The organism is Bradyrhizobium sp. BRP22 (assembly GCF_020194175.1).
Taxonomy (GTDB): domain Bacteria; phylum Pseudomonadota; class Alphaproteobacteria; order Rhizobiales; family Xanthobacteraceae; genus Bradyrhizobium.
The window spans coordinates 1-13,715 of sequence record NZ_JADYVX010000005.1 but is presented as its reverse complement, the minus strand read 5'-3'; the positions used below and the strand labels follow the sequence as shown (position 1 = coordinate 13,715).

At 61.1% G+C, this 13,715-nt stretch carries 12 protein-coding genes and 1 pseudogene; 5 read left to right on the top strand and 8 right to left on the bottom strand.

Annotated elements, in window-relative coordinates; genetic code table 11:
• Positions 1 to 89: 89 nt before the first annotated feature.
• Both gltA and gltX read right to left on the bottom strand, forming a co-directional pair.
• Positions 90 to 1,394 carry a citrate synthase gene (gene gltA / locus I6F35_RS08490; RefSeq protein WP_225117211.1) on the bottom strand — a complete coding sequence of 435 codons (1,305 nt, stop codon included), beginning with the start codon at positions 1,392 to 1,394 and terminating at the stop codon, positions 90 to 92.
• Positions 1,395 to 1,555: 161 nt separating this feature from the next.
• Complete coding sequence (gene gltX, locus I6F35_RS08485) at positions 1,556 to 2,980, bottom strand: glutamate--tRNA ligase (protein ID WP_225117210.1); 1,425 nt, start codon at positions 2,978 to 2,980, stop codon at positions 1,556 to 1,558.
• A gap of 227 nt (positions 2,981 to 3,207) precedes the next feature.
• On the opposite strand from gltX, the gene I6F35_RS08480 reads away from it, so the two are divergent.
• The gene (locus I6F35_RS08480) at positions 3,208 to 4,905 is read left to right on the top strand and encodes a glutamine--tRNA ligase/YqeY domain fusion protein (protein WP_225117209.1); all 1,698 of its coding nucleotides are present in this window, start codon (positions 3,208 to 3,210) and stop codon (positions 4,903 to 4,905) included.
• 11 nt (positions 4,906 to 4,916) lie between these two features.
• Positions 4,917 to 5,303, top strand: coding sequence for a nuclear transport factor 2 family protein (locus tag I6F35_RS08475; RefSeq protein WP_225117208.1), 387 nt, complete (start codon positions 4,917 to 4,919; stop codon positions 5,301 to 5,303).
• 130 nt (positions 5,304 to 5,433) lie between these two features.
• On the opposite strand, the gene glnA is transcribed toward I6F35_RS08475, so the two are convergent.
• Together glnA and I6F35_RS08465 are read right to left on the bottom strand one after the other, a co-directional pair.
• A complete protein-coding gene (gene glnA / locus I6F35_RS08470) occupies positions 5,434 to 6,864 on the bottom strand; it encodes a type I glutamate--ammonia ligase (protein ID WP_225117207.1) in 1,431 nt (476 codons plus the stop codon).
• Between the two features lie 114 nt (positions 6,865 to 6,978).
• A complete protein-coding gene (locus tag I6F35_RS08465) occupies positions 6,979 to 7,161 on the bottom strand; it encodes a hypothetical protein (RefSeq protein ID WP_225117502.1) in 183 nt (60 codons plus the stop codon).
• A 259-nt stretch (positions 7,162 to 7,420) separates the two neighbouring features.
• Between I6F35_RS08465 and I6F35_RS08460 the strand changes: the two genes are divergently transcribed.
• Positions 7,421 to 7,786: an SPW repeat protein gene (locus tag I6F35_RS08460; RefSeq protein ID WP_225117501.1), complete on the top strand. Its 366-nt coding sequence runs from the start codon at positions 7,421 to 7,423 to the stop codon at positions 7,784 to 7,786.
• A 103-nt stretch (positions 7,787 to 7,889) separates the two neighbouring features.
• On the opposite strand, the gene I6F35_RS08455 is transcribed toward I6F35_RS08460, so the two are convergent.
• Positions 7,890 to 9,218, bottom strand: a complete 1,329-nt coding sequence (locus tag I6F35_RS08455) for an MFS transporter (RefSeq protein ID WP_225117206.1) — start codon at positions 9,216 to 9,218, stop codon at positions 7,890 to 7,892.
• A 465-nt stretch (positions 9,219 to 9,683) separates the two neighbouring features.
• Between I6F35_RS08455 and I6F35_RS08450 the strand changes: the two genes are divergently transcribed.
• Positions 9,684 to 10,526 carry a hypothetical protein gene (locus I6F35_RS08450; protein ID WP_225117205.1) on the top strand — a complete coding sequence of 281 codons (843 nt, stop codon included), beginning with the start codon at positions 9,684 to 9,686 and terminating at the stop codon, positions 10,524 to 10,526.
• Positions 10,527 to 10,691: 165 nt separating this feature from the next.
• Here I6F35_RS08450 and I6F35_RS08445 read toward each other — a convergent pair whose 3' ends face one another.
• From I6F35_RS08445 to I6F35_RS08435, 3 genes are all read right to left on the bottom strand, one after another.
• Positions 10,692 to 11,618 carry an IS1595 family transposase gene (locus tag I6F35_RS08445; protein WP_225117204.1) on the bottom strand — a complete coding sequence of 309 codons (927 nt, stop codon included), beginning with the start codon at positions 11,616 to 11,618 and terminating at the stop codon, positions 10,692 to 10,694.
• Positions 11,619 to 11,697: 79 nt separating this feature from the next.
• Positions 11,698 to 11,904 carry a hypothetical protein gene (locus I6F35_RS08440; protein WP_225117203.1) on the bottom strand — a complete coding sequence of 69 codons (207 nt, stop codon included), beginning with the start codon at positions 11,902 to 11,904 and terminating at the stop codon, positions 11,698 to 11,700.
• A complete protein-coding gene (locus I6F35_RS08435; protein ID WP_225117202.1) occupies positions 11,894 to 12,190 on the bottom strand; it encodes a hypothetical protein in 297 nt (98 codons plus the stop codon). The genes I6F35_RS08440 and I6F35_RS08435 overlap by 11 nt, the downstream gene beginning before the upstream one ends.
• 181 nt (positions 12,191 to 12,371) lie before the next feature.
• On the opposite strand from I6F35_RS08435, the pseudogene I6F35_RS08430 reads away from it, so the two are divergent.
• A pseudogene (locus tag I6F35_RS08430) lies at positions 12,372 to 13,595 on the top strand (ComEC family competence protein); the annotation flags it as partial.
• Positions 13,596 to 13,715 lie beyond the last annotated feature (120 nt).

Here is a 13,715-nt window from a genome sequence, read left to right as displayed (position 1 = left end):
TCATCGGAGCAGATCGGCCTCGCCCGGGCCACAAGAAAACGGCGCCACCAGAAATGATGGCGCCGTTTTGAATATCGTGGAGCTTGCGCTTACTTGCGCTGGTCGATCGGCACGTATTGGCGGCTGGCGACGCCGGTGTAGAGCTGGCGCGGACGGCCGATCTTCTGCTGCGGATCCTCGATCATCTCGCTCCACTGGCTGATCCAGCCGACGGTGCGGGCGACCGCGAACAGCACGGTGAACATCGAGACCGGGAAGCCCATCGCCTTCAGCGTGATGCCCGAATAGAAGTCGACATTCGGATACAGCTTGCGGTCGATGAAGTACTGGTCGTTGAGCGCGATCTTCTCCAGCTCCATCGCCACCTTCAGCATCGGATCGTCGCCGTGGCCGGTCTCCTTCAGCACGGCGTGACACATCTTCTGCATGATCTTGGCGCGCGGATCGTAGTTCTTGTAGACGCGGTGGCCGAAGCCCATCAGGCGGACTTCACTGTTCTTGTCCTTCACCTTGGCGATGAAGTCCGGAATGTTTTCGACCTTGCCGATGTCGTAGAGCATGTTCAGCGCGGCTTCGTTGGCGCCGCCATGCGCCGGGCCCCACAGGCAGGCGATGCCGGCGGCGATGCAGGCGAACGGGTTGGCGCCCGACGAGCCGGCGATGCGCACCGTCGAGGTCGACGCGTTCTGCTCGTGGTCGGCATGCAGGATGAAGATCTTCTCCAGCGCGTCCGCCAGCACGGGGTTGATCTTGTAATCCTCGCAGGGCACGCCGAAACACATATAGAGGAAGTTCTCGGCGAACTTCAGCGAGTTCTTCGGATACATGAAGGGCTGGCCGATGGTGTATTTGTAGGCCATCGCCGCCAGCGTCGGGATCTTCGCGACCATGCGCATGGAGGCGATCATGCGCTGCTGCGGATCATTGATGTCGGTGGAGTCGTGATAGAACGCCGCGAGCGCGCCGACGGCCGCGACCATGATCGCCATCGGATGGGCGTCGCGGCGGAAGCCCTGGAAGAAGCGCGCCATCTGCTCGTGCACCATCGTGTGATGGGTCACGCGGTAGTCGAAATCCTTCTTCTGCGCCGGCGTCGGAAGCTCCCCGTAGAGCAGGAGATAGCAGGTCTCAAGGAAGTCGCCGTGCTCGGCGAGCTGCTCGATCGGATAACCGCGGTATTCGAGGATACCGGCGTCGCCGTCGATATAGGTGATCTTGGACTGGCAGCTCCCGGTCGAGGTGAAACCCGGGTCATAGGTGAACACGCCGGCCTGGCTGTAGAGCTTGCCGATGTCGATGACATCAGGGCCGACGGTGCCACTCAGGATCGGAAAATCGTAGGTCTTGTTGCCGATCGTGAGGGTGGCTGTTTTGCTGCTGGATTGTGCGTCCATCGTGTAGTCCCCGATGAATTTGTTGCGAAAATCGAGCCTGCCCGAACTGCCATTCTACGGCGGATGTCGGGACAAGCCGGATTGTCTAGAAGGCCTCGTCAAATGCGTAGCTTATTGCCCTGTGCGCTGCAAGGTGGACCCTCGGAGGGGCATGGCAGGGCTTACGCAGTCGCCTGATCGCCCAGCCGGGCAAGACTTTCCTCCCGTCCCAGTACCGCCAGGACATCGAAAATACCCGGCGAGGTGGTGCGTCCCGTCAATGCCACCCGGAGCGGCTGAGCGACGGCGCCGAGCTTGAGATTGTTCTGCTCCGCGAAATTTCGCATGGCGGCTTCCGTGGTCTCCAGTCGCCAGTCGGTGACCGTCTCCAGCGCCGCGCGAAGCTTGCCGATCAGCGCGCGCGTTTCCGGCGTGAGCAGCGCGGCGGCCTTTGCCTCGATCTCGATCGGCCGGTCGGCGAAGATGAAAGACGCGCCCGCGATCAATTCGATCAGCGTCTTGGCGCGCTCCTTCAGGCTCGGCATCGCGCGCAGCAATTGCGCGCGCGTACTGTCGTTCAGCTTGGCCTTGATGGCCGCGCCATTGGGAACGTAGTCCAGCACGTGCTCGAACTGAGTCACGAGGGATTGATCGTCGCTGTGCCGGATATAGTGGCCGTTGAGGTTCTCCAACTTGGCGAAGTCGAACCGCGCCGCCGACCGGCCGATCGCCGGCAGGTCGAACGCCTCGATCATCTCCTGCGTGGAGAAGATCTCCTGGTCGCCATGGCTCCAGCCGAGCCGGACCAGGTAGTTGCGCAGCGCCGCCGGCAGGTAGCCCATCGCGCGATAGGCATCGACGCCGAGCGCGCCGTGGCGCTTGGACAGCTTTGAGCCGTCGGGACCGTGGATCAGCGGGATGTGGGACATGCTCGGGATGTTCCATTCCAGCGCGTCGTAGATTTGCTTCTGGCGCGCGGCGTTGATCAGGTGGTCGTCGCCGCGGATCACATGGGTGACGCCCATGTCGTGGTCGTCGACCACCACCGCGAGCATGTAGGTCGGCGTGCCGTCGCCGCGGAGCAGGACGAGATCGTCGAGGTTCTCGTTCTGCCAGACCACGCGGCCCTGGACCTGGTCCTCGATCACGGTCTCGCCGGTCTGGGGCGCCTTCAGCCGGATCGTGGGCTTCATGCCGGATGGCGCGTCGGCTGGATCACGGTCACGCCACATTCCGTCGTAGAGGCGGGTGCGGCCCTCGGCGCGCGCCTTCTCGCGCATGGCCGCGAGTTCCTCCGCGGTCGCGTAGCAGCGATAGGCTCGTCCGGAGGCAAGCAACTGCTCGGCGACCTCGCGGTGGCGGGCGGCCCGGCTGAACTGGTAGATGACCTCGCCGTCCCAATTGAGTTCGAGCCAGGTCAGGCCATCCAGGATGGCGTCGATCGCCTCCTTGGTGGAGCGCTCGCGGTCGGTGTCCTCGATCCGCAGCAGCATCTTGCCGCCGTGCTTCCTGGCGTAGAGCCAGTTGAACAGCGCGGTGCGGGCACCCCCGATATGGAGGAAGCCGGTCGGCGAGGGGGCAAAACGTGTGACGACGGAATCAGACATGACCGGATAGGGGCTCGGGCTTGAACGGCGCTGGTGTATAGCAGGAACGATGCATAACTAAAGCCTTGGCCTCATTAAACCCCTCGGCCTTCCGAAGGCCGCCGCGAATGCAGCCCCTAAAGCAGGCTTGGCGGGGCTGGATGAATTTGGCAGAAGGGCGGCTGATCCCTTATTTGAGCACGATCTTTCGGAAACACGGCTTTCCGGATCATGCATAGGAACCCTCGATGACGACAGAACCAGTGGCGGCAGAAGCGGTGGCGGCGGAGACCGGGCGCGATTTCATTCGCGACATCGTCCAGGCTGACCTCGTTTCAAAAAAGCACAGCCATGTCGTGACGCGCTTCCCGCCGGAGCCGAACGGCTACCTGCATATCGGCCACGCCAAGTCGATTGCACTCAACTTCGGCATCGCGCAGGAGTTTCCCGGCCACTGCAACCTGCGTTTCGACGACACCAATCCGACCAAGGAAGAGCAGGAATATATCGACTCGATCCAGGCCGATGTGCGCTGGCTCGGCTACGACTGGGGCGATCATCTCTATTTTGCCTCCGACTATTTCGAGCGCCTCTACGAATGGGCCGAGGGCCTGATCAAGCAGGGCGACGCCTATGTCGACGACCAGAGCCAGGAGGAGATTCGCCTCTCGCGCGGCACGTTGACTGAGCCCGGCAAGAACTCGCCCTATCGCGACCGCCCGGTGGAGGAGAACCTTGACCTGTTCCGCCGCATGAAGGCGGGCGAGTTCCCGAACGGCGCGCGTGTGCTGCGGGCCAAGATTGACATGGCCTCGGGCAACATCAACATGCGCGACCCGGTGCTGTACCGGATCCTGCACGCACACCATCCGCGCACCGGCGACAAATGGTCGATCTATCCGAGCTACGACTATGCCCACGGCCAGTCGGACGCGATCGAGGGCGTGACGCATTCGATCTGCACCCTCGAATTCGAGGACCATCGGCCCCTCTATGATTGGCTGCTCGAAAAGCTGCCGGTGCCGTCCACGCCCCGACAGTACGAATTCGCGCGCCTCAACCTGACCTACACGCTGCTCTCCAAGCGCGTGCTGACCCAACTCGTGCGCGACGGCCATGTCGCCGGCTGGGACGATCCGCGCATGCCGACCATCGCCGGACTGAAGCGGCGCGGCGTGCCGCCGGCGGCGATCCGCGAATTCATCAAGCGCATCGGGGTGGCCAAGTCCAACAGCGTTGTCGACGTCGGCATGCTGGAGTTCTGCATCCGCGAGGAGCTGAACCGCACCGCGCTCCGGCGCATGGCGGTGCTGCGGCCGCTCAAGGTGGTGATCGAGAACTATCCAGAAGGGCAGGTCGAGGAGCTCGAGGCGATCAACCATCCCGACGATCCCGCAGCCGGCACCCGCAAGATCGCCTTCGGCCGCGAGCTCTATATCGAGCGCGACGACTTCATGGAGAACCCACCGAAGAAATTCTTCCGCCTCTCGCCGGGCACTGAAGTGCGGCTGCGTTACGCCTATTTCATCAAGTGCACCGGCGTCATCAAGGACGACGCCGGCGAGATCGTCGAGCTGCGCTGCACCTATGATCCCGCGACCAAGGGCGGCAACGCGCCCGACGGCCGCAAGGTGAAGGCGACCATGCACTGGCTGTCGGCGGCGCAGTCGAAGCCGGCCGAGATCCGCATCTACAACCAGCTCTTCGCGACGCCCAATCCGGACGCCGGCAATTTCGCCACCGACCTCAATCCGCAGTCGCTGGAAGTGCTTGATGACGCGCGCATCGAGCCGGCGATCGCCGAGAGCAATTCGAACGAGGTGATGCAGTTCGAGCGCCAGGGCTATTTCGTGCGCGATCCCGACTCGACGGCGGACAGGCCTGTGTTCAACCGCACCATCGGGCTGCGCGACACCTTCGCCAAGGAAGTCGGTGGCAAGGGGTAAGGACGGTTCGAATGAAAAGCGACGCCGACGAGATCGTCTCCGCCATCATGGCAAAATGGTCCGTCGGTTTCAGCAGGCTGGATGCGGTCGCACTTGCCTCGCTCTATTCCAAGAGCGCGTTCTTCTTCGGCTCCAATCCGACGCTCTATCGCGGCAGGGAAGGGGTTTCGGCCTATTTCAACGCTCTGCCGCGATGGCGTTCGCCGATAGTTCAGTTTTCCGACGTGAAGGCCGCGTCCGTCGGTTCGGACGCGATCAACATGGCCAGCACCGCGACATTCTACTTGGATGAGGACGATCCGACGCTCTCGGTCAAGATCACCTGGGTCATCGTCCGCGAAGACGGCGACTGGAAAATCGCCAGCCATCACGTCTCATCGAAGACGCCGCTGATTTGAGCGACAGCTCGGCCACGCGTCGGCTGGCCGCTAGAGCGTTTTCGAGCGAAGTGGATACCGGTTCGCGTGAAGAAAACGCGTCAAAACAAGAATCTAGAGCTTCGGTTCTGATTCAATCCGAACCGAAGCTCTAGATATCGTAATACAAATGAAACTCGTAAGGATGAGGGCGCAACCGGATGGGATCGACCTCTTTCTTCCGCTTGTAGTCGAGCCAGGTCTCGATCACATCAGCGGTGAACACGTCGCCGCGCAGCAGGAAGGCGTGATCGCGCTCGAGCGCGTCGAGTGCCTGATCCAGCGATCCGGGTGTCGACTTTACATCCTTGGCTTCGGCGGGCGGCAGGTCGTAAAGGTTCTTGTCGATCGGGCTGCCCGGGTCGATCCGGTTGTTGATGCCGTCGAGGCCGGCCATCAGCATCGCCGAGAAGGCCAGATAGGGATTGCAGGAAGGATCCGGCGAGCGAAACTCGACCCGCTTGGCCTTCGGATCCGGTGAATACATCGGAATGCGGCAGCAGGCTGAGCGGTTGCGCTGCGAATAGACCAGGTTGATCGGAGCTTCATAGCCCGGGACCAGGCGGCGATAGGAGTTCGTCGTGGGGGCGCAGAGCCCGCACAGCGCCCAGGCATGGGTTAACAGGCCGCCGATGTAATAGCGGCCGAGCTGGCTCAACTCGGCATAATCGCCCCTGTCGTAGAACAGATTGGTCTCGCCCTTCCATAGCGACTGGTGAACGTGCATCCCCGAAGCGTTGTCCTCGAACAGCGGCTTGGGCATGAACGTCGCGGTCATCCCATGCTGCTGCGCAGTGTTCTTCACCACGTATTTGTAGATCATCAGATTGTCGGCCATGCGGGTGAGCGTGGTGAAGCGCATATCGATTTCGTTCTGGCCGCCGGTCGCGACTTCATGGTGATGGGCTTCGATCTGGATGCCGAGCTGCTCCATCGTCAGCACCATTTCGGTGCGCAGGGCCTGCATGCTGTCGGTCGGAGGAACGGGAAAGTAACCCTCCTTCGGCCGCGGCTTGTGCCCTAGATTTGGCATTTCCTCCTTGCCCGTGTTCCAACTGCCTTCGCTGGAGTCGATTTCGTGGAAGGCGAAATTGATGCCCTGTGCGTACCGCACGTCGTCGAACACGAAGAACTCCGCCTCCGGGCCGAAATAGCTCGTTTCGGCGCGGCCGCCGCCCTTCAGATGGGATTCGGCCTTCTGCGCGATGTAGCGGGCGTCGCGGTTATAGGATTGACCGGTCACGGGGTCGCGGATGTTGCAGATCAGGACCAGGGTCGATGCAGGAGAATACGGGTCGAGGAAGGCGGTGGTCGGATCCGGAACGACCAGCATGTCGCTTTCCTGGATCTCCTGAAAGCCGCGGATCGATGAGCCGTCGAAGCCAATGCCCTCGCTGAGTGCATCGATACTTGCCGCGCTCGGCGGCACGGAAAAATGTTGCCATACCCCGGGCAAGTCGGTGAAGCGCAGATCGACCATCTGCACCTCCTCGTCCTTGATCGCCTTCACGAGATCTTCGGATGTCGCACATTTCGGAAACATGGCTTCGCTCCTGTCCTGGAGAGCCTTATTTTGAAGGTCCCATCGCCGTTCGGCCGCGACCTGGCGGTCTGCGCTGGATTCTGCTCCACGCTAGGTGTAGCCGCGCCGGCGGCTTCAGCTTTGGTGCGGCCCGCGCATGAGCTTCATGGCGTCTTCGATATGCCGCCAGGTTCTGGCCAGTTCGACGTCGCCTCTGGCCTCGAGCTCGATGGCGTTCTGGGCAGCTTCTGCAATGGCCTTGGCGCCATGCGCTTCCAGCAACTGCCGCGCATAATCGTGGATTTCGATTTCTCGCATGGCGTCATCCTCCGCTCGTTCCCTGAGCGCAACCGTGAGGTTCGGCCGGGCTGAGAGCCGTAGACGCTGACACCTCGTCAAGCGCACGCAGTCTGCATCCTGCTGCGGCGCACTTGCAAGACTGCTTCCGGGTGATGCGCTCGCCAGGATCGGACGATGGCTCCGGATAGCAGCGGCAACACATCGCAGGTTGAACGGATGCCTTTTCCAACCGTGACCCACCACATCCAATGAAAGAGGGGAGGTGAGCATCATGCGCATGCGCATTCAACACTGGCAGGACGCTGCCAGCCTGTTGGTCGGCGTGTGGCTGGTCCTGTCGCCATTCGTCCTGGACTTCTCCGGGGCGGCGGCTGTCTGGATAACTATTGCGCTCGGGTTGGCAGTCGTGCTGTTTGCCGTGGAGGCATTTGTCATTCCATCCTATCTGGAGGAGTGGGGAGAGATGCTGCTCGGCCTGGCTCTCGTGCTGGCACCTTGGACGGTCGGCTACGAGGCAGGACCAGCCACGGTAAGCAGCGTGCTGTCAGGACTGTTGGTGATCTTGTTCGCCGGCTGGGAGCTGGCGACTGACGAGGATTTCACGACCTGGTGGCACGATCGCTGGCATCACCGAGCCGGCTAACGACTGAGTTGACCGTGCGTAGCACCGGCCGCCATCTGCTGGCGGCCGGGGCAGGGGAATCGTTCGGAGCGCAAAGCGTCACGGCCCGGCGAAGGCTATTTCGTCACGATGCGGTTCTCGGTTCGACCGGCTCCCAGATGCTGATCTTGCGTGTCTCCGGCATCAGGAAAACGGCGAGCACGAAGCAGACCGCAGGAACGACGATCGGATAGATCAGCGCGTAGCCGACGCTGCCGGTGGCGGCGAAAGCGGCCGAGGTGATGAATGGCACCAAGCCGCCGCCCCAGCCGTTGCCGATGTGATACGGCACCGACACTGACGTGTACCGGATCCTGCTGGGGAAGAATTCCGCCAGGAACGCGCCGACCGGCCCGTACACCATCCCGACGTAACAGACGAGGATGAAGATGATGAAGATCGCGATCGGATAGTTGATGTTCCCGGGCTGCGTGACCGTTCCGAGCCACAGATACAGCGGATAGTAGGTGATCGCGGCAAGCAGCATGCCTCCCAGGATCACCGGTTTGCGGCCGATCAGGTCCGACAGCCAGCCGAAGAAGATCAGGCTCGGCGTCGCAATTAGCAGTGCAGCCCCGACGATGTAGGCCGAGGTCAGCGGGTCCACCTTGGAGACCTGCTGCAGGAAGTACAGCGCCCAGAACTGACCGCTGTACCAGACCACGCCCTGTCCGATCAGGACGATGATGGCGATACCGATGTATTTGACGTTCGCGCTAAGGAACGCCTCCTTCCAGGGATTCCTGGTCATCTGCCCGCGGGCCTTGATCTCCTGGAAGATCGGCGTCTCCTGGAGCTGCAGGCGGATGTAGATGGCGATGGCCACCAGCAGGAACGAGAGCAGGAACGGAACGCGCCATGCCCATTCGTCGAAGGCCTGATTGCCGAAGTAGGTCCGGGTCAGAATGATCACCGCCAGCGATACCACGATCCCGAGCGTCGGCGAGGTCTGGAGCCAGCCGGTGTAGTAGCCGCGTCTGTCGTCGGGCACGTGCTCTGCGACATAGGTGATGGCGCCGCCATATTCGCCGCCCAGGCACAGGCCCTGGATCATGCGCAGGCCGAACAGCAGGAACGCGGCCGTGAGACCGATCGACTGGTAGGTCGGAATCAGGCCGATCGCGCCCGTCCCCAGCCCCATTCCGGTGAGCGTAATGAGGAACGTATACTTACGGCCCACGCGATCGCCCATCCATCCAAAAAGGAATGCTCCGAGCGGACGGATCAGGAATCCTGCGGTGAACAGGGCGATGGTGCTCAGCAGGGCTGCGACGGGGTGGGATTGCTCGAAGAACTTGACCGACAGAACGGCGGCCAGGCTGCCGAAGATATAGAAATCATACCATTCGATGATGTTTCCGACCGACGCAGCGACAATCACGCGGCGAAAATCACTCGGTACTTGAATTGCCATGTGCTGCTCCCATTAGTTCAAAGACGTCTCCTCGCGTTTTTCAGCGCTCTGTTTGCTCGCGGAGTACGCGTGATGCGCGACGCTACAGGCTTAATTTGCGAGTTGCGTCCGCAACGCCTGTCTCAGGGAAGCCTTGAACCACCTGAGAACGGCTCCAGCGGTTCTCAAACCGCGAGCCACCACTGCCTCTTTGCCGTTGGTACGGGCGGAGGCGTGACTGCAGTCTAGTCCTCAATGGGACTGCAGCCTTATGAGACTTTCGGCTCAATCGGGCCTGAGGTCGGCTGAAGAACCAGCGTTGGGATCGGGAGGACGCCGGCGCGACGTTTCTTTCCTCCGTATTCCGCATCTGTTCCGCTATCCCGCTGGGCATATTGTACTTGCCGTACCCAGATGGCTGGGGCTACCATGAGTAGCGCTGCTGGGGAGCTGCATCCCGGCGAGCTTTGTAGCCTCTGGGACCTTATGATCAAATTCGACGTGCGGTTGCTGATTGTCCGGCTCAGCCACATCGAGCGGTTCGAGAAAGAGCTGTGCGGCCACTTGCGCCCGGAGGAGCGGCCGCTGGAGCCGCAAATGAAGAGCCTCGGTGAGCCACTGTGGGCCAATGACAGTTCGGCCGCACTCACAACTGAAGCTGGCCGAAAGTGGATTTGGGCGACAATAGGCCCCTTGATGGACGAGTTAAAGCCGCTGGGTCTGACGGCTTGCCAATTGGAAATACAGCACATTTGGAATCACGCTGATAGGTGGACAAGACTTCAGTTGGCTGACGGCTTTGCAGCCTTGCGTTGGAAAGTTGCTGCGGAACTCAACGAGAAATTCTTTCTCTTTCTCGATAAGCAAGATGCCGAACTTTTCGAGCGCGAGGAGCCGTTCGGCTCCCAGATGGCAGGAGCCTTTCCATCCGCCAATCAAGAATTGAAGGATGCGGCGCAATGCATCTCGTTGGGGAAGGGAACCGCTGCTGTTTTCCATGCCATGAGAGCCGTGGAGATCGGCATCCGTGTCGTGGCACGCGAGGTTGGCAAGTCCTTTGACGTCCAGCAATGGAACGACATTCTGAATCAGATTGAGAGCGTCCTTGGAGAGTGGAGAAGAAACGGCATACCCGGTCTTCTAAAGCCGGATAAGGACGCAAAGCTGGAATATCTAAGTCGAGCCGCAGCAGAAATCGGTTACTTCAAGGACGGCTGGCGCAACTACGTCAGCCACAACAAGCGTCCTTACGACACCCTGGAGGCCAAGAGCATCTATGAGCACGTGGGCTCGTTTATGAAGATTCTGTCCGAACACCTTTCCGAGTAGGGACTATCTTTCGAAATGCTCTCTCGAATTGCTCCCCGCTTTCATCAACGCCAAGCTCCCTAGCGGTCTCTATAAACCGCTCGGATTGCTCTTTGTCACTTAGCTTAGGCTTTGCCTTTTTCCCCTTTGGGGGAGCGGCGGCTTTTGCCATATGGCGGTCCCTGACTAGTTAGTCGTCCTATAGGTCAATCGCTTGCCGACAACACCGCGCAATGCCTTATCAGCTCGGGCAACGTCATCCACACCGAGCGCGACGCGGTTCGAGTAGCGGAAATCGAACTCACTCAAATATCGGTGCAGATGCTTCTCCTTGCAATGCTGGTACACACCTTTCATGCCGCGCTTGAAGACTGAATAGTAGCCCTCAACCGTATTGGTCGAGATGACTTTCTCGCCCTCGTAACGGGCGTATTCGTCCTTGCTGTGGTCCACGGCATCATGGCTGGCGAACTCGCGGCCAACGATTTTGTAGCCAGCGGCCTTGTCGGTCATCAACTGGGCTTCGCGGGCCAAGTTGGCGCGCAGGATCGGGGCGATATCGGCATGCATTACGCCATCGATATGGAAGCTGCGGGCCGATCCGCCGCGCTCGACAAGCGTAAGGACCACGTTCTTATGCGCCCAAGCGGCCTTGCCCTTCTTCTGGCCTTCGAGACGGCCGATGAAGGTTTCATCGGCCTCGACAACCTTACCGTTGCTGCCCATGGGCGGGAGCAAGCCGCCTTCCCGCATGGCTTCGCGAATGCGATGGGAAATGAACCAAGCGGTTTTGAGGGTGCATCCAAGGGTGCGGTGAAGCTGGTTGCTGCTGATGCCCTTTTTGCTGGAAGTCATCAGGAAGATAGCTTGCAGCCAATGGCGCATTGGGACGTGGCTGGCCTCGAAGATGGTACCAACCTTCACGGTGAACGGCTTGCGGCACTGGTAGCACTTGTAAGTGCCAATCCTGGTGCTCTTGCCCTCCATCTTGGAAATGCGCTCAACGCCTCCGCAATGCGGGCAGACAGGGCCGTTCGGCCATAGGCGCGCCTCAACGAAAGCGTAGGCGGCCTCTTCGTCGTGGAAGTGCTTTGCGGAAAGAACAGACTTCATGACGCATCCCCTTGCTAATCCAAAATCTATCGGATCAGTTTGGGTACGTCAAGTATATAGAAAAGGTCCGAGGCGGACCTTATTTGCGAGAGGTGTCCTTGGGCGAGGTGTCCGACCTCTCGGACGAGAGCTTGTGATATAGCGCCGCGCCAGTGATCGCGGCGCCCAAACCCAGCGCGGTAATGGTAGCGATCGCAGGGGCAGCAGTATTAGCAACAACGACAGCAGCGGCCAGCGATGCGATGCCGGCGGCGCTTCCAACCGTCTTCTCAACTTCACTGCTCATTGCTGTTCTTCCCTATCGCAGAGAGGATGCCCGTAAGGCCGAGCCCTCCTGTCACCGCTTCGGAGGTAGAGTTAGCCTTTGTTAGCAGCAAAACAATCCCAGCACCAAGGCCAGATGAGAGTATCATATCGATGAACGTCAACACAGGGCGGCCATCGGTCGGAACCTGGATCGCATTAAACAACGAGAATGGTTGCCGATTGTTCAACTTATTTAGCATGTAGAGAACAAACGCGCCAAGCATGGCCGCCCAGAAATACTGGGACGCATAGAACAACGCTGCCAATTCTAAATTCTCCCCCACGCCGTTAAAGCTATCGCGATTCAGCTTTTACGGCAAGTGACGCATATCACATCCTAGAGGCGAGCGACCGCGGCCCGTCTGGGTACGTGAAGTATAATATTCCCATCCCGCTGATACCTGCTTCCGGTAGTTTTGCCGAAACAGGGGTATTCCAGGGCGCAGCATGGCGGATGAGGGCAGGACGCCGGGCGGCAGGCGCGGCTATGCCGGCACCTGGCCGCCGCGCGAGGCTGTGGCGCCGGCGGGTGGATATGCCCCGATCAGCGTCGGTGCCTGGCCGCCGATTGTCGAGACATTGCGGCAGTGGGCCCGTGCCGAAGCGGGCGCCGGGCGGCTCCTGCCTTGGGTGCCGGTCGCGTTCGGCAGCGGCATCGCGCTTTACTTCGCCGCCGACCATGAGCCGGTGCTGTCAGTCGCGGCGATCGTCGCAATCGCGCTGTGCGTGCTCGCGTTCGTGCTCAGGCGACGACAGGCGTTCGTTGCCGCGGTCCTGCTTGCCGCCGTTGCCACGGGTTTTGCGGTTGCCACCTGGCGAACCGCGCGGGTCGCGCATGCCGTGCTGGCGCAGCCGATGTTTTCGGCGTCGCTCACCGGATTTGTCGAGACGCGCGACATCCGCGAGCGCACCGACCGCTTCGTGCTGCGCGTCGCAACTATCGAAAGCCAGCGCGGCGCGCCGAAGCTCGAGCGCGTTCGGCTGTCGGTGAAGAAGGGCACTGCCCCTGAAGTCGGCAGCTTCGTCGAATTGAAGGCGCGGCTGCAGCCGCCGCTCTCGCCTCTGCGGCCCGGCAGCTACGATTTCGGCCGCGATCTCTATTTCCAGGGCATCGGCGCCTCCGGTTTCGTGCTCGGCGCGATCAAGACGACGGCGCCGCCGGAGAGCCGCGGGCTCGCGCTGCGCTATGCGGCGTTCATGCAGGGCATGCGCGATGCGATCGACGCGCGCATCCGCAACGTGCTCGAAGGCGACAATCGCGCGATCGCGACCGCGCTCCTGACCGGCCGGCGCGATGCCATCTCCGAGCCGGTGAATGACGCGATGTTTATCTCCGGGCTTGGCCACGTGCTCTCGATCTCGGGCTACCACATGGCTGTTGTCGCCGGTGTGGTCTTCTTCGCGGTGCGAGCGTTGCTCGCGCTGTTCCCAGTGCTCACTGTGCGGTTCCCGATCAAGAAATGGTCCGCCGCGGCGGCGCTGGTCGCTGCCGCCTTCTATCTCCTGCTGTCGGGTGCGGAGGTGGCGACGCAGCGTTCGTTCTTCATGACCGCGGTGGTGCTGATCGCCATCATGGTCGACCGCCGCGCGGTGACGTTCCGGACGCTCGCTGTCGCGGCCATGATCGTGCTCGCGATCGCGCCGGAGGCCCTTGTGCATCCGAGCTTCCAGAACTTTGACGCATCTTCGGCTTGGACCGGGATGTCGCGATCAATGTGATTGAATTTCAAGTGTTTAGCTCGGCAAGGCGATCGCCCGACCACGAACGGAAACCGATCAAAAACCGCCAAA